This window comes from Amycolatopsis sp. NPDC000009, assembly GCF_055563465.1.
Genome location: NZ_JBVHDI010000003.1, coordinates 186,527 through 205,944, shown reverse-complemented (window position 1 = coordinate 205,944; position 19,418 = coordinate 186,527). Strand labels below are relative to the sequence as shown.

At 69.5% G+C, this 19,418-nt stretch carries 16 protein-coding genes; 10 read left to right on the top strand and 6 right to left on the bottom strand.

Going from position 1 to position 19,418, the window contains the following annotated elements; translation table 11 throughout:
- Nucleotides 1-3: 3 nt before the first annotated feature.
- From ACZ3HL_RS10845 to smc, 6 genes are all read left to right on the top strand, one after another.
- Entirely contained in the window at nt 4-615 is a 612-nt protein-coding gene (locus ACZ3HL_RS10845) for a potassium-transporting ATPase subunit C (RefSeq protein ID WP_465530280.1), read from the top strand.
- Between the two features lie 5 nt (nt 616-620).
- Entirely contained in the window at nt 621-3,206 is a 2,586-nt protein-coding gene (locus ACZ3HL_RS10840) for a DUF4118 domain-containing protein (protein ID WP_465530278.1), read from the top strand.
- Complete coding sequence (locus tag ACZ3HL_RS10835; protein ID WP_126733454.1) at nt 3,203-3,904, top strand: response regulator; 702 nt, start codon at nt 3,203-3,205, stop codon at nt 3,902-3,904. Before ACZ3HL_RS10840 ends, ACZ3HL_RS10835 begins: the two co-directional genes overlap by 4 nt.
- Nucleotides 3,905-4,143: 239 nt before the next feature.
- Nucleotides 4,144-4,668: a hypothetical protein gene (locus ACZ3HL_RS10830; RefSeq protein ID WP_465530276.1), complete on the top strand. Its 525-nt coding sequence runs from the start codon at nt 4,144-4,146 to the stop codon at nt 4,666-4,668.
- A 253-nt stretch (nt 4,669-4,921) separates the two neighbouring features.
- On the top strand, nt 4,922-5,209 hold the full coding sequence (locus tag ACZ3HL_RS10825; RefSeq protein ID WP_465413513.1) for an acylphosphatase: 288 nt from the start codon (nt 4,922-4,924) through the stop codon (nt 5,207-5,209).
- An 88-nt stretch (nt 5,210-5,297) separates the two neighbouring features.
- Entirely contained in the window at nt 5,298-8,897 is a 3,600-nt protein-coding gene (gene smc, locus ACZ3HL_RS10820; protein WP_465530274.1) for a chromosome segregation protein SMC, read from the top strand.
- A 42-nt stretch (nt 8,898-8,939) separates the two neighbouring features.
- Here the strand turns inward: smc and ACZ3HL_RS10815 are convergent, their stop codons facing one another.
- Both ACZ3HL_RS10815 and ACZ3HL_RS10810 read right to left on the bottom strand, forming a co-directional pair.
- Nucleotides 8,940-10,523 (bottom strand): sodium:solute symporter, encoded by a 1,584-nt coding sequence (locus tag ACZ3HL_RS10815; RefSeq protein WP_465413510.1) that lies wholly within the window; start codon nt 10,521-10,523, stop codon nt 8,940-8,942.
- A 9-nt stretch (nt 10,524-10,532) separates the two neighbouring features.
- Entirely contained in the window at nt 10,533-11,741 is a 1,209-nt protein-coding gene (locus ACZ3HL_RS10810; protein ID WP_465530272.1) for an anhydro-N-acetylmuramic acid kinase, read from the bottom strand.
- A gap of 152 nt (nt 11,742-11,893) precedes the next feature.
- Between ACZ3HL_RS10810 and ftsY the strand changes: the two genes are divergently transcribed.
- Nucleotides 11,894-13,213 carry a signal recognition particle-docking protein FtsY gene (ftsY, locus tag ACZ3HL_RS10805; RefSeq protein WP_465530270.1) on the top strand — a complete coding sequence of 440 codons (1,320 nt, stop codon included), beginning with the start codon at nt 11,894-11,896 and terminating at the stop codon, nt 13,211-13,213.
- Nucleotides 13,214-13,292: 79 nt separating this feature from the next.
- Here the strand turns inward: ftsY and ACZ3HL_RS10800 are convergent, their stop codons facing one another.
- Nucleotides 13,293-14,069 carry an IclR family transcriptional regulator gene (locus ACZ3HL_RS10800; protein WP_465413503.1) on the bottom strand — a complete coding sequence of 259 codons (777 nt, stop codon included), beginning with the start codon at nt 14,067-14,069 and terminating at the stop codon, nt 13,293-13,295.
- Nucleotides 14,070-14,172: 103 nt separating this feature from the next.
- Here ACZ3HL_RS10800 and aceB point away from each other — a divergent pair, with 103 nt between their 5' ends.
- Together aceB and ACZ3HL_RS10790 are read left to right on the top strand one after the other, a co-directional pair.
- The gene (gene aceB / locus ACZ3HL_RS10795) at nt 14,173-15,750 is read left to right on the top strand and encodes a malate synthase A (RefSeq protein ID WP_465530268.1); all 1,578 of its coding nucleotides are present in this window, start codon (nt 14,173-14,175) and stop codon (nt 15,748-15,750) included.
- Nucleotides 15,751-15,754: 4 nt separating this feature from the next.
- Nucleotides 15,755-16,951 carry a DUF6986 family protein gene (locus tag ACZ3HL_RS10790; RefSeq protein WP_465530266.1) on the top strand — a complete coding sequence of 399 codons (1,197 nt, stop codon included), beginning with the start codon at nt 15,755-15,757 and terminating at the stop codon, nt 16,949-16,951.
- A 63-nt stretch (nt 16,952-17,014) separates the two neighbouring features.
- Here the strand turns inward: ACZ3HL_RS10790 and ACZ3HL_RS10785 are convergent, their stop codons facing one another.
- Nucleotides 17,015-17,323 (bottom strand): hypothetical protein, encoded by a 309-nt coding sequence (locus ACZ3HL_RS10785; protein WP_465530264.1) that lies wholly within the window; start codon nt 17,321-17,323, stop codon nt 17,015-17,017.
- A gap of 370 nt (nt 17,324-17,693) precedes the next feature.
- Here ACZ3HL_RS10785 and ACZ3HL_RS10780 point away from each other — a divergent pair, with 370 nt between their 5' ends.
- A complete protein-coding gene (locus ACZ3HL_RS10780; RefSeq protein WP_101609689.1) occupies nt 17,694-17,939 on the top strand; it encodes a hypothetical protein in 246 nt (81 codons plus the stop codon).
- A gap of 364 nt (nt 17,940-18,303) precedes the next feature.
- Here ACZ3HL_RS10780 and ACZ3HL_RS10775 read toward each other — a convergent pair whose 3' ends face one another.
- Nucleotides 18,304-18,786, bottom strand: coding sequence for a GNAT family N-acetyltransferase (locus ACZ3HL_RS10775; protein ID WP_465530261.1), 483 nt, complete (start codon nt 18,784-18,786; stop codon nt 18,304-18,306).
- A gap of 10 nt (nt 18,787-18,796) precedes the next feature.
- A complete protein-coding gene (locus ACZ3HL_RS10770) occupies nt 18,797-19,402 on the bottom strand; it encodes a DsbA family protein (protein ID WP_465530259.1) in 606 nt (201 codons plus the stop codon).
- Nucleotides 19,403-19,418 lie beyond the last annotated feature (16 nt).

Here is a 19,418-nt window from a genome sequence, read left to right as displayed (position 1 = left end):
CCCATGAACGCATTGCTGAAGCAGACCCTCGCCGGGCTGCGTGTCCTGCTCGTCTTCACGGTCCTGCTGGGTGTCGTCTACCCACTGGGTGTCTGGGCGATCTCCAGGATCCCCGGCCTCGAAGGCAACGCCGAGGGCTCGATCATCACCCAGGACGGGCAAGCGGTCGGCTCGTCCCTGATCGGCATCGACCCGGTCGCGGCCGACCCGGCCAGGGACCCGTGGTTCCACAACCGCCCGTCCGCGGGCTCGAAGGACGCCCTCGGCCCCGGTGACCCGTCGTCGTCCGGCGCGTCGAACAAGGGCCCGTACAACGAGGACCTGGTCGCCGCGATCGGTGAACGCAAGAAGCTCATCGCCGCCCGCGAGGGTGTCCAGGAGTCACAGGTGCCCGCCGACGCGGTGACGGCGTCGGCGTCGGGGGTGGATCCGGCGATCAGCGTCGCCTACGCCGACCTGCAGATCCCGCGTGTGGCGCGTAACACGGGCCTGCCGGAGGAGAAGGTCCGGCAGCTCGTGGCCGAGAACACGAGCGGCGCCGGGATCGGGGTGCCGGGAGTCGATGTGCTGAAGGTCAACTTGGCCGTGCGCGACGCGGCCGGAGGAGCACACTGACAGACGTGGACGAGAACACGACCAAGCCGCGCCGGGGTGAGCTGAGGATCTACCTCGGCGCGGCCCCTGGCGTCGGCAAGACCTACGCGATGCTCGGCGAGGCGCGCCGCCGCCTCGACCGGGGCACCGACGTGGTCATCGGCCTGGTCGAGACGCACGGGCGGAAGAAGACCGAGGAGCTCGTCGAAGGCCTGGAGAGCGTGCCACGCCACCGGTCCGTGCACCGGGACCACGAGTTCGAGGAGATGGACCTCGACGCGCTGCTCGCCCGTGCCCCCGAGGTCGCCGTGGTCGACGAACTCGCGCACACCAACGTGCCGGGTTCGCGCAACGAGAAGCGCTGGCAGGACATCGACGAGCTGCTCGACGCCGGGATCGACGTCCTCTCCACGGTGAACGTGCAGCATCTGCAGAGCCTCAACGACGTCGTCGAGCGGATCACCGGCGTCACCCAGCAGGAGACGGTGCCCGACGAGGTCGTGCGGCGGGCCGAGCAGCTGGAGCTAATCGACATCACGCCTGAAGCGCTTCGGCGGCGCCTGGCGCACGGCAACGTGTACCCGGCCGAGCGGATCGACGCGGCGCTGGGCAACTACTTCCGGCCCGGCAACCTCACCGCGCTGCGGGAGCTCGCGCTGCTGTGGGTCGCCGACCAGGTCGACGTCGCGCTGCAGCGGTACCGGGCCGAGCAGAAGATCACCGACACGTGGGAAGCCCGCGAACGGGTGGTCGTGTCGATCACCGGCGGTCCGGAGAGCGAGACGCTCATCCGCCGCGCGAGCCGCATCGCGAACCGCGCGGGCGCCGAACTTCAGGTGTTGCACATCCTGCGCGGCGACGGGCTTGCCGGGATGGGGCCGACCGCCGTCGGCAAGTACCGGAAGCTGGCCGAAGAGGTCGGCGCGACCTTCCACACCGTCGTCGGCGACGACGTGCCGAACGCGCTGCTCGACTTCGCGCGCGGGGTGAACGCGACCCAGCTGGTGGTCGGGACCTCTCGGCGGTCACGGGTGGCGAGACTGTTCGACGAGGGCATCGGCGCGGCCGTGGTCCAGCGGTCCGGCCCGATCGACGTCCACATGGTCACGCACGACGAAGCGGGCGGGCGGCTGCGTGCCCGGCTCACCAGGAGCTCGCTGCCTTCCTCGCGGCGGCTGGCGGGCTGGATCCTCGCCTTCGTCCTGCCCGTCCTGGCGACGTTGTTCGGCGTCCTGCTGAAGGAGCAGCTCGACTTCTCGACCGACGTGGTCGCCTACATGCTGGCGACGGTGCTCGTCGCGCTCGTGGGCGGGCTCGGACCCGCGCTACTGGCGGCGGTGCTCGCGGCGGGGCTGCTGAACTTCTTCTTCACCCCGCCGCTCTACACCCTGACCGTCCACGAGCCGCGCAACGTGATCACGCTGATCGCGATGGTGCTGGTGGCGATCCTCGTCGCCGCGGTCGTCGACACCGCCGCCCGACGCGCGACGCAGGCCGCGCGGGCGCGGACCGAGGCGGCGCTGCTCGCGTCGTACGCGCGCACCGTGCTCACGCACACCAATCCGATCGAGCGGCTGCTGGAGAAGGTCCGCGAGAACTTCGGCCTGACGTCGGTGACCCTGCTGGAAAAGCGGGACGGGGAGTGGAAACGGGTGGCGAACGCCGGCTCGGATCCCTGCGCCGATCCGGATCAGGCCGACGCCGACATCGCCGTCACCGCCGACGTCCACCTGACGCTGCGGGGCCGCGCGCTGCCCGCGTCGGACCGGGGAGTGCTGGAAGCCGTCGCCGGGCAGGCGCTGCTCGCCCTGCGGCAGCAGCGGACGGCGAAGGCGGCCATCCGGGCCGAACGCAAGGCCGAGGCGACCGAACTCCGCACGGCACTGTTGTCTGCCGTCGGCCACGACCTCCGCACGCCGCTGACGTCGATCAAGGCGTCCATCGGCAGCTTGCGCGCCACCGACATCTCACTGTCCGAAGAGGACACCGACGAACTGCTCGAAGCGATCGAGGAATCGGCGGACCGGCTGGCCGGGCTGATCGACAACCTGCTCGACTCGTCCCGGCTGGCCACCGGCGCGGTGCGCCCGCACCTGCGCCCGGTCGGCTACGACGAGGTGGTCTCCCACGCCCTGTCCAATGTGGACAACTCGGCTTCGGTCGTGGTCGCGATCGACTCGCGGCTGCCCTCGGTGTGCGCCGATCCCGGCCTGCTCGAACGCGTCGTGGCGAACGTGATCGACAACGCGCTGCGGCACGGCAGGTCCGGCGTGCCGGTCTCGGCCCGCGCGAGCACGCATTCGGACCACGTCGAGCTGCGCATCGTCGACCACGGGCGCGGGCTCAAGAAGGGCACCGCGGACTCGGCGTTCGCGCCGTTCCAGCGGCTCGGGGGAGACCGGGACAGCGTGCCCGGCGTGGGGCTGGGGCTGTCGGTCGCCAAGGGGTTCACCGAGGCGATGGGCGGGCGGATCCGGGCGGAGGACACGCCCGGCGGCGGACTCACCGTCGTCATCTCTCTGCCCGCATATGTTGGTCAGGATCCGGAAAAGAGCCTCCTCGCGTTCGACGACGAGGGCCTGGAGAACGAAGAGGAGGAGCGAGTGCGATGAGCGCAGACACCGCGTCGGCGACCGTGCTGGTCGTCGACGACGAACCGCAGATCGTGCGAGCCCTGCGGATCAACCTGTCCGCCCGCGGCTACAAGGTGATCACCGCGCACGACGGGACGGCCGCGCTGAAGGCCGTCGCCGAGACCAAACCCGACGTCGTCGTGCTGGACCTCGGTCTGCCCGACCTCGACGGCACCGAGGTGATCGCCGGGCTGCGCGGCTGGACGACCGTGCCGATCATCGTGCTGTCCGCGCGCGGCGACTCGGCCGACAAGGTGCAGGCCCTCGACGCCGGCGCCGACGACTACGTCACCAAACCCTTCGGCATGGACGAACTGCTGGCGCGGCTGCGGGCCGCCGTGCGCCGCTCGGCGTCGTCCGGTGTGGACGGTGCGGACGCGGTGGTGGACACGGGATCGTTCCGGATCGACCTCGCGGCGAAGAAGGTGCGCCGGGACGGCAAGGAAGTGCATCTCACCAAGACCGAATGGGGGGTGCTGGAACTGCTGGTGCGCAACCGCGGCCGTCTGGTGGCGCAGAAGCAGCTGCTGCACGAGGTGTGGGGCCCGACCTACGAGACCGAATCGCACTACCTGCGGGTGTATCTGGCGCAGCTGCGGCGGAAGCTGGAACCGGAACCCTCGCGGCCGCGGCACCTGCTGACGGAACCGGGGATGGGGTACCGCTTCGAGGTTTGAGCCCCCGGTGCGTGTCGGGCTGACGCGTTGCGAAAGCCACTTTCGCAACGTTGAAGGTTGCGAAAGTGGCTTTCGCAACCTCCCCTGCCGCCTAGCGCCGTGCCGCATTTAGTCGGCTAACTGCGGCGGATTCGGCGCGGACCTGGGAAGTAGTGAAGGCCTCCTTCCCTACCCTGAAGGTAGGCAAGGAGGCCTTCACGGACCTCAAGTCTTACTGGGCGCTGCTCGTGGACGTGTCGGTGCCCGAGGTGCTGGACTTGCCCGGCGATGATTCGCTGGGGGCGCCGCCGGGGCTGGAGCTACCGTTGGGCGTGCTCGTCGGAGGATCCGTCGGGGTCGTCGAAGTCGGAGTGGGCGTCGTCGTCTTCGTCGGTGTGGGGGTCGGAGTGGGCGTCGGATCCGACGAGGAAGGATCAGGTTTCGGCCCGGGGCCAGGCCCGGGGTTCGGGTTCGGCGGTACGACGGGCGGGGGCGGGGTGACGACGCTCGTCGTCTCCTTGCCGTCCGCCCCGACCGAGGTCACCGTGGTCGGCGGCGCCGTCGAGCTGGAGGGCGCGCCCGGCATCGGCGAGCCGGAGACGGTCATCGGGCCGCCGGGGACGGCGTTGCCCGGGATCAGCTGGGCGCCGGCGGGGGCGATGCCCTGTCCGCCGCCGGGGACGCCGGTGCCGCCCGCGGTGGCGGAGACGCCGGGGCCCGCGAGTTCGGCGATCGCGGCGAAGGCCGTCGCCACCACGAGGCCGCTGACGCCGAGTACGGCGTAGCCCGCGCGGTTGAGCTTGCCGGTCGCGCCGCGCGGCGGTGCCACGGACACGCGTGCGCTCGAATCAGACCCGTCGGGACGGGGCATGTGCTGGCTCCTCGGATGGGGGACTTCGGGGAGTTCGGCTACCCGGGCGAGGTAGCCCAAAGTGGGGACCCGGCGCGGAGATTATCACCGCCGCTTCACCGTCTGCGAACTACAGCGCACGTGGTGTTCACCCTCCGCGTTCATCCGCATGGTGCACGATAGGGGTCGTGAGTGAAGAAGTAACGCACATCAGGCTGACCGCGTGGGTGCACGGCCGGGTGCAGGGTGTCGGTTTCCGCTGGTGGACCCGCAGCAGGGCGCTTGAGCTGGGGTTGGTCGGCGGCGCGGCCAATCTGGCCGACGGGCGTGTCGAGGTGGTAGCGGAGGGTGTTCGTGAACACTGTGAGCGGCTTTTGGCCGCCCTGCGCTCCGGGGAATCACCCGGAAGTGTGGATCACGTCGTCGAGCGGTGGTCGCCCGCGAAAGGCGGGCTTCGCGGGTTCGTGGAGCGCTGAGGCCCGGCGTCCCACGATCACCGTGAGCACACAGGTAGCCTGGGTCGATTGAAAGACCGGTTCCCGCAGCCAGAGGGGTCAGCACGACGTGCACCTGAAGAGCCTGACGCTCAAGGGCTTCAAGTCCTTCGCCTCGGCGACGACGTTGCGTTTCGAGCCGGGCATCACCTGCGTGGTCGGACCGAACGGGTCCGGCAAGTCGAACGTCCTCGACGCGCTCCGCTGGGTCATGGGCACCCAGGGCGCGAAGGACCTGCGCGGCGGCAAGATGGAGGACGTCATCTTCGCCGGGACCGCCGGCCGCGCCCCGCTCGGGCGCGCCGAGGTCACCCTGACCATCGACAACGCCGACGGCGCGCTGCCCATCGAATACTCCGAGGTCTCGATCACCCGCCGGATGTTCCGTGACGGCGCGAGCGAGTACGAGATCAACGGCGACCGCTGCCGCCTGATGGACGTGCAGGAACTGCTGTCGGATTCCGGTATCGGCCGCGAGATGCACGTCATCGTCGGACAGGGGCAGCTTTCGGCGATCCTCGAATCGAAGCCCGAGGAGCGCCGCGCCTTCATCGAAGAGGCCGCGGGCGTCCTCAAGCACCGCAAGCGCAAGGAACAGACCTTGCGCAAGCTCGCGAACATGCAGGGCAACCTCGACCGCCTCGGCGACCTCACCACCGAACTCCGCCGTCAGCTCAAGCCGCTGGGCAAGCAGGCCGAGATCGCCCGCAAGGCGCAGTGGGTGCAGTCCGAACTGCGCGACGCCCGGCTGCGGTTGTTCGCCCACGACCTGGTCACCCAGCGCGAAGGCATCGCCAAGGAAGAGGCCGACGAACGCGTCGCCCGCCAGCGCCGCGCCGAGGTCGAGCAGGCGCTGGAGATCGTCGCCGCCGAGGAGGCCGAGCTCGAAGCGTCGCTCGCCGAGGACGCGCCGAAGCTGGCCGCGGCACAGGAGACTTGGTACAAGCTTTCCGCGCTGACGGAGCGGTTGCGCGGCACCGTGCGGCTCGCGCTGGAGCGTCAGCGGCACCTGTCGTCCGACGTCCAGCAGGCGAGCACCGGTCGCGACCCCGACGAGCTGCTCGCCGAGGCCGAGCAGGTCGCCGAGCGGGAGCAGGAGCTCAACGAGGCCGTCGCCGAGGCCCGGATGGTGCTTTCCGAGACCGTCCAGCGGCGCGAGCAGCTCGAACACCTCGTCCAGGCCGCCGAGCGCGCGCATATGGCCGCCGTCCGCGCGATCGCCGACCGGCGGGAAGGGCTCGCGAAGCTCTCCGGTCAGGTCGAGGCGCTGCGCAGTAAGAACGGCGCCACCTCCGACGAGATCGACCGGCTCACCGTGTCGCTCGAAGAGGCCGCCGAGCGGGCCGAGATCGCCGTCGAGGAGCTCGAAGAGGCCAAGGCCGCGGGTGGCGTCGAGGAATCCGACGACTCCGACCTGCAGGCCCATCACGACCGCGCGGTGGAGGCCAACAACGCCGCCAAGGCCCGCGTCGAGGAGCTGGTCAAGGCCGAGCGCGCCGCCGAACGCGAGATCGCGTCGGAGAAGGCGCGCGTCGAGGCGCTGTCGATGGGCCTGCGGCGCAAGGACGGCGCCGGCGCGCTGCTCGGCGCTCAGCACGAACTTCCGGGCCTGCTCGGTTCGGTCGCCGCGTTGCTCACCGTCGAGGCCGGACACGAGGTCGCGCTGGCCGCGGCGCTCGGACCGGTCGCCGACGCGGTCGCGGTCAACGGTGGCGAAGACGCGCTCGCCGCGCTGAAGTTCTTGAAGGACAACGACTCCGGGCGCGCGGGCATCCTGCTCGGCGGCCTGGAGTCCACTGTGGACACGAGCGGCTGGCCGTCGCTGCCCGAGGGTGCGCGCTGGGCGCGCGAAGTCGTCACCGCGCCGCCCGCGTTGCGCTCCGCCGTCGAGCACGCGCTCGACCGGGTGGCCATTGTGGACGGTCTGGAGTCCGCGCGCCGTCTCGTCGAGGTGCATCCCGAAGTCAGCACGGTCACGCCCGAAGGCGATGTCTTCGGTGCACGCTGGGCGGTCGGCGGGTCCGCCCGCAGCGAAAGCGTCATCGAGGTGCAGGCCGCGGTCGACGAGGCTGGCGATCGGCTGAGTGCCGCCGAGCGCGCGCTGGAACGCACCGCCGCCGAACTCGAAGGAGCCCGCGCGGGACAGGCCGCGCGGCGCGAAGAGGTCGGCAGGGCCAAGGAAGCGCTCGGGGACGCGAAGGTCCGCAAGGCCCGCTCGTCCGAGCGGCTGAACCGGATGCAGCAGGCCGCGCGTGCCGCGCAGGCCGAAATGGACCGGCTGAGCAATCAGCGCGCCAAGGTCGAGCAGAGTCGCGAAGAGGCGTTGCGGCAGCTCGCCGAACTCGAAGAGCGCCTGGCCGCCGTCGCCGACCAGGAAGTCGACGAGGATCCGGACACCGCCGAGCGCGACCAGGCCGCCGAAGACCTCGGCACGGTCCGCCAGGAGGAGATGGAGTCCCGGCTCGCGCTGCGCACCGCCGAGGAGCGCGCGCGGAGCATCCAGGGCAAGGCGGAATCGCTCCGCCGGGCCGCGCACGCCGAGCGGCAGGCGCGCGAACGCGCCGAAAAGTCCAGGGCCGCGCGGAAACGCGGCGCCGAGATCGCCAACGCGGTGGTCAACGGCGGCGAGATCGCGCTGGAGCGCATCGAGCTCTCCGTACAGCGCGCCGCCCACGAACGGGACGAGGCGCAGGCGCAGCGGCAGTCCCGGGAGACCGCGCTGACCCAGGTCCGCAGCAAGGTCCGCGAGCTGACCGGCGAACTGGAGAAGCTCACCGACGCCGTCCACCGTGACGAGGTACTGCGTGCCGAGCAGCGGCTGCGGCTGGAACAGCTCGAAACCAAGATCGCCGAGGACTTCGGCATCGGTCTCGAGGATCTCGTCGCCGAGTACGGCCCGGACGTTCCCGTTCCGCCGAGCGCGGGGGAGATGGCCGAGTACGAGGCCGCCAAGGAACGCGGCGAGGACGTCACTCCGCCGCCGCCGATGCCGTTCGACCGCGACACCCAGGCCCGCCGGGCGAAGCGTGCGGAGAAGGACCTGAGCCTGCTGGGCAAGGTCAACCCGCTGGCGCTGGAGGAGTTCGCGGCGCTGGAGGAGCGGTACAAGTTCCTCTCGACCCAGCTCGAAGACCTCAAGGACACCCGCAAGGACCTCGAAGCCGTCATCAAGCAGGTCGACGAGAAGATCCTCGAGGTCTTCGCGTCGGCGTACGAGGACGTCGCGCGCGAGTTCGAGACGGTGTTCAGCGTGCTGTTCCCGGGCGGCGAGGGGCGCATGGTGCTCACTCAGCCCAACGACCTGCTCTCCACCGGCGTCGACGTCGAAGCGCGGCCGCCGGGCAAGAAGGTCAAGCGGCTCTCACTGCTCTCCGGTGGCGAGAAGTCGCTCGTCGCCGTCGGCATGCTGGTGGCGATCTTCCGTGCCCGCCCTTCGCCCTTCTACGTCATGGACGAGGTCGAGGCGGCGCTCGACGACACCAACATGCGACGGCTGATCGGGTTGCTGGAGCAGCTGCGGGACTCTTCGCAGCTGATCATCATCACGCACCAGAAGCCGACCATGGAGATCGCCGACGCCCTGTACGGCGTTTCGATGCAGGGCGACGGCATCACGAAGGTGATCTCGCAGCGGCTGCGTACGTCCGAAGAGGAGCTCGTCACCTCGTGAGTGGTAAGGACGGTTCTAACCGTCCTTACCACTCACGAGGCCCTAGACGGGGGTGGACTCCTTGACGTCCGGTTCGGCCAGCGGGTCCACGCTCCCGTGCCGCAGCGAGAGCAACCCGCCCACCACGAGCGTGATCACCACGCCGCACAGCGTGTACCAGGGCCACGCCAGCGCCACGGTGTTCCCGGAAGCCTTGCTGAAGTCGACACCGATCAGGCTGCCGTCCGGTTTGTTGAACTTGACGCCCAGGATGATGAACGCCATCACGATCACCGTCGACACGAACGCCACGATCGCGTCCGCCTGCCTCGCCCGCTTGAACAGCAGGCCCAACAGGAACGCGCCGAGCAGCGCGCCGTAGGTGTAGCCGGTGATGCCGAGCGCCTGCACCACGATCGGGTCGGCCGAGGTCTTGTTGGAGGAGGCGAAGAACCCCGCGCACAGGATCAGCGCGCCCGCCCAGACGATCGTCCAGATCCGGCCGTGCTTCAGCCGGTCGGCTTCCGGCAGTTCCCGGCCGATCACCCGTTCGTAGACGTCGGTCACCGTCGACGAGGCCAGCGCGCCGAGCGACGAACTCAGTGCGGCGGCGAGGATTCCGGCGATCACGAAGCCGGAGAGGCCACTCGGCAGATCGTTCACGATGAAGTTCGCGAACAGTTCGTCCTTGTTGGCCAGCCCCAGTCCTTCCGGCTTCGGCTTCGTCGGGGCGAGGCCGTTGTACAGCGCCCACAGCAGCACGCCGATGAACAGGAACAGCGCGAACTGCAGGAACACCACGAAACCGCTGGCCACAAGGGCCTTCCGTGCGGCGCGCAGATCGTTGGTGGCCTGGAGGCGCTGCACGATCAGCTGATCCGAACCGTGCGAGGCCATCGAGAGCACCGCACCACCGATCAACGCGGTGAAGAACGCGTACTGGCCGGTGAGCATGTTCGAGGAGAAGTCGAAGATCTGGAACTTGTCGGCGTCCACGGCCTTGCCGAACCAGCCGTCGGGCAGCCTGCCGGAGATCACCCAGATCACCACGACCGCGCCGAGGACGTACCAGAGCATCTGGATCGCGTCGACCCAGACGACCGCGCGGACCCCGCCGAAGAAGCTGTAGAGCACCATCGCGATGCCGAGGCCGATCACGATGGTCCAGTACGAGACGTTCAGGCCGTAGGCCGCCATCACCACCTTGATCGGGATCGCGGTGGCGAAGAGCCGGATGCCGTCCGCCAGCGTCCGGGTGAGCAGGAAGGTCACCGACGCGGTGCCCTGCAACCCGCTGCCGAAGCGTTTGCCGAGGAAGGCGTACGCGGTGACCAGGTTGCCCGCCACGTAGCGCGGCAACAGCACCATCGACACCACTATCCGGCCCGCTATGTAGCCGATCGCCAGTGCCAGGTACGTCATCCCGCCGTCGCCGGGGGTGGCGATGTAGGCCACCGTCGGCACGGAGAGCACGGTGAGGGTGGACGTCTCCGCGGAGACCACCGAGAGACAGGCCACCCACCAGGAGATCTTGCCTTCGCCGACGAAGTAGTCGGAGCCGGATTTCTGTTTGCCGCCGATCCAGACGCCCAGCAGGGGCATGCCGACCAGAAAAATCCCGATGATCGCGAGGTCAAGTGCGCGCATCCGTATCTCCTATCGCTCGCCGGTCTTCGCCGCTACCCGTAACCGGGTCACGGTTGAGTTGTGCGGGGCGGGGAGCCGCAGGGGTCCCGCGCCCGGGGTGATGCTGCCGAGCAGCCGGTCGCCGCGGGCTCCGGTCGCCGACGGGAGGTTCCCCGGGACGCCGGACCAGGTGAGCCAGCCCAGCAGAATGGTCAGGTATGCCTCTTTGCCCGCGCGCGGCAGCCCGTGGTCGTCGCTGGTCTTCAGCGCCGTATCCGGCAGGTTCCTGGCGAGCGCGGCCATCAGCGCCGGGTTGTCGGCGCCGCCGCCGGAGACGATCACCGTGGCGATGCTGTGGCGACGGCATTCCGCGGCGATCGTCACCGCGGTCAGTTCGGTCAGCGTCGCCAGGAGATCTTCCGCGCCGACCGGCGGGAGCCCGTCGAGCGCTTCGTCGAGATACGTGGCGTGGAACAGTTCCTTGCCGGTCGACTTCGGCGGCGCGGCCGCGTAGTAGGGATCGAGCAGGAGTTTCGCCAGCAGATCGGGCCGGACGGTGCCGCGGAGGGCGAGCGCTCCGTCGATGTCGGCACGCCGTCCGGTGACGCGGTGCGCGGCGATGTCCATCAACGCGTTGCCGGGGCCGGTGTCGTAGGCGAGAACGGCACCGTTCGCGGGGACCACGGTGATGTTCGCGATGCCGCCGACGTTCAGTGCCGCGACCGGGCCGGAGGCGGCCATGTCACGGAGCCACAACGCGTCCAGCGTGCTGGCGAGCGGCGCGCCGTGCCCGCCGGCGGCGACGTCGCGGACGCGCAGGTCGGCCACCACCGGCAGTCCGGTGCGTTCGGCGATCCACGCCGGGTTCCCCAGTTGCAGCGTGCCGCGCGCGATGCCGTCTTCGACCCAGTGGAACACCGTCTGGCCCAGCGAGGCGACGACGTCCGCCTCGCCACCCGCCAGCTCCTCGACGCCGCGCGCGGCCGCCTCGGCGAAGGCCTGGCCGACCAGGGTGTCGAGTTTCGTGAGCTGTTCGGCGTCGCAGGGATTCGGCGGCAGGGCGGCGAGCAACGCCTCGCGGAGCGCTTCGGGATAAGGGATTTCGAGCTGGCCGAGCGGCGAGAGCACCACCGTGTCCCCGTCGGCGCGCAGTTCGGCGGCCGCCACGTCGATCCCGTCGATCGATGTGCCGGAGATGAGCCCGATCACCCGGACCCCAGTGCCGGAAGAAACCGTCATTCGGAGTGGTCTAGCCGTCGTTCCGGATCTCGCGCAAGCCGGACCGTTTCTTCTTGTCCGAAATGAGTCCTATCCAGTGGATGCTTGACAAGATCGGCTTCCTTCCCGTGGGGCGTCTGAGCGCGACGGGGTGCGGATGCGAGGATGGCGCCGTGTCGAGTACCCCCTGGTTCTGGATCGTTGTCGTTGCCGTCGTGGTCCTGGTCGCCGTACTGGTGGCCGGGCTGCTCATCGCGCGCCGCCGCCGGATCAGCCTGGACGAGTCCAAGGCTGCCGACGTCGTCGAGAAGCCGAAGGGCGGCGGTTATACCGCGACAGGCGGGATCGCTCTCGCTCCCGGCGGCGAGAAGACCGAGGAAGAACCGGAACACCCGGTCGAGGATCGTCCGGAGACCGATGGGCAGCCCGCGGTCGGGGACGACGCCGCGGTGCCGAGGGATTCCGCGCAGCGCACGGTGCGCGACGTCGAACTTCCCGAACCCGTCGAAGCCCCCGAAGCCACTGAGGAAGCGGCCCCGGCACCCGCCGAGGAGATCGCCCCGGCCACCGGTCGCCTGGAGCGGCTGCGCGGCAGGCTCGGCAAGTCCCGTTCGGTGTTCGGGCAGAGCCTGCTCGGCCTGCTGGGCGCCGGCGACCTGGACGAGGACTCCTGGCAGGACGTCGAAGACACGCTGCTCATGGCGGACCTGGGTGCCGCGACGACCACCGAGATCGTCGAACGTCTTCGTGACGAGCTGAAGCGACGCGCCGTGCGGACGTCCGAGGAGGCGCGCACGGTCTTGCAGGAGGTGCTGACCGCCGCCCTGTCGACCGACGCGGTCCGGGCCGTCCGCGCGCTGCCGCATACCGTCGACGGCAAGAAGCAGCCGGCCGTGGTGCTGGTCGCCGGGGTCAACGGCACCGGCAAGACCACCACCACCGGCAAACTCGCCCGGGTGCTCGTCGCGCAGGGGAGCACCGTGGTGCTCGGCGCGGCCGACACCTTCCGTGCCGCCGCGGCGGACCAGCTCCAGACGTGGGCCGAGCGGGTCGGCGCGGAGGTCGTGCGCGGCAAGGAAGGCGCGGACCCGGCGGCGGTCGCCTTCGACGCCGTGAAACGCGGCACCGAGGCGGGGGTGGACGCGGTCCTGGTCGACACGGCCGGCCGTCTGCACACCAAGACCGGCCTGATGGACGAGCTGGGCAAGGTCAAGCGAGTCGTCGAGAAGCAGGCGAAGGTCGACGAGGTGCTGCTGGTGCTCGACGCCACCACCGGGCAGAACGGGCTGATGCAGGCCCGCGTGTTCTCGGAGGTCATCGACGTCACCGGCATCGTGCTGACCAAACTGGACGGCACCGCGAAGGGCGGCATCGTCTTCCAGGTGCAGCGCGAACTCGGGGTGCCGGTCAAGCTGGTCGGCCTCGGGGAGGGGCCGGACGATCTGGCGCCGTTCGAGCCGGGCGCGTTCGTCGAGGCCCTGCTCAGCAGCTAGCGGACTGCGAGGCACCAGGAGCCCGCCGCGGCCCGTGACGTGAAGTTCCGCTACGGGCTGGACGGCCTGCAGGTCAGGCTCAAACGGTGACCCCGTCCTTCGAAAGGGTCGAACCGAGCGAGGTCGCGATCCGCTGGACGACGGGCGCGATCCGCTCGACGGCCTCCATCGTGAGCCGTCCCGACGGCCCGGACACCGAGACGGCCGCCGGCACCGGCGCCCCCGGGACCGCGACGGCGACGCAACGGACGCCCAGCTCCTGCTCCGCTTCGTCGAGCGCGTAACCCTGCTGGGCGATTTTCGCCAGCTCGCGCAGAAGCGCGTCCTGGTCGGTGAAGGTGTGCTCGGTGTAGGAGGGCATGCCCGTCCGGGCGAGCAGCGCCGTGACGTCGTCGGACGGCAGATGCGCCAGCATCGCCTTCCCCACACCGGTGCCGTGCGGCAGGAGACGCCGTCCGACCTCGGTGAACATCCGCATCGAGTGCTTCGAGGGCACCTGGGCGACGTAGACGACCTCGTCCCGCTCCAGGACGGCGAGGTTCGCGGTCTCGCCGACCTCGTCGACCAGCTCCGCGAGCAGCGGGCGGGCCCACGAGCCGAACTGCATGCTGGCGTTCTCACCCAGCCGGATGAGGCGGGCGCCCAGCGCGTACCGGCGGTTGGTGTTCTGCCGGACGTAACCCAGATCCACCAGCGTCCTGATCAGCCGGTGGATGGTCGGCATCGGCAACCCGGACAGCGTCGCCAGCTCCGAAAGACTGGCCTCACCGCCGGTGTCCGCGAGATGCTCGAGGAGCTCGAAGGCCCGCTGAAGGGACTGGACGCCGCCGTCGCGCCCGTTCTTCTCCGCCGCCATCGTGGTACTCCTTACGTCGGCGTTGATGTTCCGCTATGCAGAAACTATAGTCCGTCATGTAAAACCGTAGGGACGTTATTTATCCGAACTCGGGGTGTTACTCATGTCTGAAGCTCAGGTGCTCGGCGATCCGGTCGAGCGCGGGGACGAAATCCTCACGCCGGAGGCCCTCGCCTTCCTCGCCGGCCTGCACGAGGCCTTCGCCGCCCGCCGTGACGAGCTGCTGCAGGCCAGGAGCAAGCGCCGCGAGGAGGCCAGGACCACCGGCAAGCTCGACTTCCTGCCCGAGACCAAGGAGATCCGCGAGGGCGACTGGAAGGTCGCCGAGGCGCCGCCCGCCCTGCGTGACCGTCGTGTCGAGATCACCGGCCCGACCGACCGCAAGATGACCATCAACGCGCTGAACTCCGGCGCGAAGGTCTGGCTGGCCGACCTCGAGGACGCCAACACGCCGCACTGGGCGAACGTCGTCTCCGGCCAGGTCAACCTGTACGACGCGGTCCGCGAGACCATCACGCTGGAAAGCGGTGGCAAGAGCTACGCGCTGAAGGACGACGTCGAGCACGCGACCATCGTCGTCCGCCCGCGCGGCTGGCACCTCGACGAGCGCGGTCTGTCCTTCGGCGGGCGTCAGGCCGTCGGCGCGCTGGTCGACTTCGGGCTGCACTTCTTCCACAACGCGCAGGAGCTGCTCAATCGCGGCAAGGGTCCGTACTTCTACCTGCCGAAGATGGAGAGCCACCTCGAAGCCCGGCTCTGGAACGACGTCTTCACCCACGCGGAGAAGACGCTCGGCATCGAGCACGGCACCGTCCGCGCGACCGTGTTGATCGAGACCATCCCGGCCGCGTTCGAGATGGAGGAGATCCTCTACGAGCTGCGCGAGCACGCCTCCGGCCTCAACGCCGGCCGCTGGGACTACCTGTTCAGCGTCATCAAGTACTTCCGCGACGCGGGCGAGAAGTTCGTGCTGCCGGACCGCAACTCGGTCACCATGACCGCGCCGTTCATGCGCGCGTACACCGAGCTGCTGGTGCGCACCTGCCACAAGCGCGGCGCGTTCGCGATCGGCGGTATGGCCGCGTTCATCCCGAACCGCAAGGACCCGGAGGTCACCGCGGCGGCGCTCGACAAGGTCCGCGCCGACAAGAGCCGTGAAGCGGGCGACGGCTTCGACGGTTCCTGGGTCGCGCACCCCGGCATGGTGGACATCTGCCGTGAGGAGTTCGACAAGGTCCTCGGCGACAAGCCGAACCAGCTCGACCGCACCCGCGACGAGGTGTCCGTCACCGCCGACCAGCTGCTCGACGCGGCTTCGACGCCGGGCGGCGCCACCGCGGCCGGGCTTCGTGCCGCCGTCGACGTCGGCATCCGCTACATCGCCTCGTGGCTGAGCGGAAACGGCGCGGCGGCCATCCACAACCTGATGGAGGACGCGGCCACCGCGGAGATCTCGCGTTCGCAGGTGTGGCAGTGGGTGCGCAACGGCACTCAGCTCGACACCGGCGACAAGGTCACGGCCGAACTGGTGCGCGGCGTGCTGGCCGAAGTCCGCGGTGAACTCACCGCCGAGATCAAGCCGGAACTGCTGGAGCCCGCCGTCGAGCTGTTCGAGCAGGTCGCGCTCGCCGACGAGTTCCCGGACTTCCTGACCCTGCCCGCCTACGAACGGATCAAGTAGACAGATGGGGAACGGGCGGCTCACCGAGGACGTCTACACCGCCGCTGACGCGCGCCTCGCCGAGGCCGACGCGCGCGTCACGGCCAAGTACCCCGGCGAGCCGCCCGGCCGCCAGCCCGTGCACACCGTGTACGTGCCCGCGTCGCAGTACAAGACGCGGCTCGTGGCGGACTGGGGCAAACAGGCCCTGCGGGTCTTCGGCGAGCACGCCGACAAGCTGGGCCTGGACGCGGACATCGCCGACCGGGTCCGGACCAAACTGCTGACCGAGCCGATCGAGGATCTGCGGATCGACTTCGAAGACGGCCTCGGCAGGCCGGGCGACGACGAAGAGGACGCCATCGCGCTCGCCGCCGGGCGGACCCTGGCCGTCACGGGCGGCACGCCGTTCGTGGGCATCCGGTTCAAGAGTTTCGAGCAGGCGACCCGCCGCCGCGGCATCCGCACTCTCGACCTCTTCCTGGCCGGGTTGCTGGAAAGCGGCCCGCTGCCGGACGGTTTCGTCGTCACGCTGCCGAAGGTGACCGCCGTCGAGCAGGTCGAAGTGGCGGCGGACGTCCTGGAGCGCCTCGAATCCGCGTACGGGCTGCCCGACGGCGCGCTGCGGTTCGAAGTCCAGATCGAGACCGCCCAGTCCATTGTGGACATCGATGGGACGGTGGCGGTGCCGCGGATCATCGAAGCCGCGCGCGGCCGGTGTTCGGGCCTGCACTACGGAACCTACGACTACAGCGCCGGGCTCGGGATCAGCGCCGAGTACCAGAGCATGGAACATCCGGCTGCCGACTTCGCCAAGCAGCTCATGCAGGTTTCGGCCGCGGGCACCGGCGTCCGGCTTTCCGACGGTTCGACGAACAAGCTGCCCGTCGGCGACGCGATCCTCCCGGCCTGGCGCGAACATCTGCGGCTCGTGCGGCGATCCCTCGAACGCGGCTTCTATCAGGGCTGGGATCTGCATCCGCATCAACTGCCGACCCGGTTCGCCGCCACGTACGCGTTCTTCCGTGAAGGTTTCCCGGCCGCGCTGGGCCGGTTGCGGGACTATGCGGACCAGACTGGTCGTGGCGTGCTGGACGAGCCGGCGACCGCTCAGGCTCTGGCGAACTTCTTGGTGCGCGGGCTGGATTGTGGAGCCGTGGACGTGGGGGAGCTTTCGTTCTCGCGGGCGGAACTGGACGGCTACGCGCGTCGAACTCCGTGAGTAGCGGTTGAGTGAGCGCCTTTCGTGGCAGGCGCTCACTCAACCGCTGCTCGCTCGGCGGCGTTAGGCGGACTTCGCGACCAGCGCCAGCATGGCGAGCTGGGCTGCGATCGTTCCAGCCGTCGCCCACACCGGAAAGGCGGCCGGAACCACCTGCAACGTGAGCGCCGGGCCGAGTACGGCTCCGAGCACCAACGACGTGTTCAGGATCGTCGCGAGGAATCGAGGGGTTTCAGCGGCGGGCACCGCCGCTTCGGCCCTCAGTTCGGTCGTTTCGATCCTGACCCTGGCGAGCGGGCTCGGTGTCTCGGCCCAGCTCGGTACTGCTTCCACGGGCGCGGTCTCTCCCGGGCCCTCGAGTTCGGCAGCCATGCGCATGCCCTTTCCGACCCAGTCGGGCGGGCCGGGATTGGCCCATCACGCTGGGGACCACTTTGCCCGGAGGCGACTCGGATCGCCTCCGTCTCCCTCCAGAAACTGCGGCTCGCGGATTTCCCCTCTCCAACCCGCGTACCGCGTTCCTCCTTCCAGACCGACGAAGTGAGTGGTCGCACTTGCCGTCCGTCGCATGGGACGGATGCCGGTCCGGCTCGGCCCCGAAGGGCCGAGACCCACTGTAGGACCGTCGTGTGGAAGATCGCAACCCATCTAGCACATTTTCAGTGTGGAAAATGTGGTTAACGCGCACCTTCTGTGTCAGCATGGACAGGCGGCCCAACGGCCGCAGGGGAAGGGAGCGGGTATGCCATCGGTCGAGGAGACCGCGACCGGCCGCCCCGCGGTGGTCGATCGCGTCAACGTCGCGCTGATCGCCGAGGCGGTCGACGCGCTGGGCAAACTGCAGGAGCGCACCGGGTTGAAAAAGGTCGACCTGGTCAACCGTGCGCTGCTGATCTACGAGTTCGTCGACGCGGAACTCCGCGCGGGCAAACAGGTCGTGCTGAGGGATCCGGACGGTCAGGATCAGCTGGTCAAGATCTTCCTCTGAGCCAGCCGCGCATCCACGAAGCCCGCCTCCATCGTTGATGAAGCATTTGGGACGTTGAGCGTCCCGAATCCTTCATCAACGACCGAGGCGCGTCCGCCGGCGACGGGCTCCTAGGGGTTCAGGGGTGGTGCAGGGTGTTGCGGCGGGGGTGTCGGAGCGGATCCCGGTACTGGGGCGGGATGAACTCCGGTAACCCATCGGCCGCCATCCGTACTGCCCAATCACCGTGATGAACCAGCCTGGAGATCACGCAAGGAAACCGCGTCGCATTTAGTCGGCTAAATGCGCCCGGCCCCGACCGGCGGCGTCCAGCCTGAAGCTGCGCATTGAAAGAGCGCCGCAATTAGTCGGCTGAATGCGGAACTCAAACCGGCTTCACGTAGCGCAGGCAGGGCACCGAGACCAGTCCGTCGGGGCCGTCGACCCGATTGTCGAACTCGCCCTCGTCGGCCCATCCGCAGCGCTCGTAGAATCGCCGCGCCCGCGCGTTCCCCGGCGCCACCGCGAGCCAAGCGCGCGAATGTCCGCCCGCGCTCACCAACCGTTCGGCCTCCGCGAGCAGCACGCCTGCCACTCCGCTACCGCGATGGTCCGGCGAAACGTAGACCTGTTCGACCTCGTCGCCGACGACCATCACGAAACCCGCCACCTCACCGTCCAGCACGGCGACGGTGGTGTCGCCGACGCGGTCCGCGGCCCGTGTCCAGAACGAATCGCGGGTGCGGATCCGGACGAGTGAGTCGGGCACGTGGCCGAGATGGCCGTCCTGCCAGCCCTGGTACCAGATCTTCGCGACCGCGTCGGCGTCCGAGGGCATCGCCTGGCGCAACACCGAAGAAGGAGACATGGCGCCGAGTCTAGGAAACCAGCGCGCCGATGCGCCGTTCCACCTCGTCCGCGCTCGCGTTCCCGGCGACCAGCGTCACCACCTGCTCCGACGGCAAGGAGGCCAAAAGAGTCGGATAGCCGGTGACGCCCAGTTCCCGCGCCCGCCGGAAGTCGTCCGCCGCGGAAACGCGGTCCAGCGCGGCCTCGACGGCGTCCGCGTCCAGGCCTGCCCGCTGCGCGACCACGCGATAGGTCGAGACCTCGGACAGGCTCAGCCCATCCAGGTAGAACGCCTCCTGCAGGAGCGCCGCGAGCCGTACCGCGCGGTCCGGCCCGACCTCGCGCAACGCCGCCATCCCGCAGGCGGCGGCTTCGGAGTCCATGACGAACTCCCCGTCCGAGATGAGCCGTTCGTAGCTCTCCCCGAACGGCGCGCCGGTCCGGCGGGTGATCTCGGCGTTGGCTCCCTGGACGTAGCCGAACTGCCGGATCGGGACGCGGCGCCCGCCGAGGAACAGACCGCCGGACACCACCTCGACCGGCAGGTCCGGATGCCGGTGCGCGACGTCGGCCATGGTGCGGGCGAACCCGTACGACCAGCCGCAATACGCGTCGAAGACATAGATGAGCTTCATGACGAGACCCAACGAT

Coding starts and splice junctions, on each gene's coding strand:
- ACZ3HL_RS10810 (WP_465530272.1), bottom strand. CDS start 11,741: ATGACGGTTTCTTCCGGCACTGGGGTCCGGGTGATCGGGCTCATCTCC.
- ACZ3HL_RS10785 (WP_465530264.1), bottom strand. CDS start 17,323: ATGGCTGCCGAACTCGAGGGCCCGGGAGAGACCGCGCCCGTGGAAGCA.
- ACZ3HL_RS10775 (WP_465530261.1), bottom strand. CDS start 18,786: ATGTCTCCTTCTTCGGTGTTGCGCCAGGCGATGCCCTCGGACGCCGAC.
- ACZ3HL_RS10815 (WP_465413510.1), bottom strand. CDS start 10,523: ATGCGCGCACTTGACCTCGCGATCATCGGGATTTTTCTGGTCGGCATG.
- aceB (WP_465530268.1), top strand. CDS start 14,173: ATGTCTGAAGCTCAGGTGCTCGGCGATCCGGTCGAGCGCGGGGACGAA.
- ACZ3HL_RS10835 (WP_126733454.1), top strand. CDS start 3,203: ATGAGCGCAGACACCGCGTCGGCGACCGTGCTGGTCGTCGACGACGAA.
- ACZ3HL_RS10790 (WP_465530266.1), top strand. CDS start 15,755: ATGGGGAACGGGCGGCTCACCGAGGACGTCTACACCGCCGCTGACGCG.
- ACZ3HL_RS10770 (WP_465530259.1), bottom strand. CDS start 19,402: ATGAAGCTCATCTATGTCTTCGACGCGTATTGCGGCTGGTCGTACGGG.
- ACZ3HL_RS10845 (WP_465530280.1), top strand. CDS start 4: ATGAACGCATTGCTGAAGCAGACCCTCGCCGGGCTGCGTGTCCTGCTC.
- ACZ3HL_RS10780 (WP_101609689.1), top strand. CDS start 17,694: ATGCCATCGGTCGAGGAGACCGCGACCGGCCGCCCCGCGGTGGTCGAT.
- ACZ3HL_RS10800 (WP_465413503.1), bottom strand. CDS start 14,069: ATGGCGGCGGAGAAGAACGGGCGCGACGGCGGCGTCCAGTCCCTTCAG.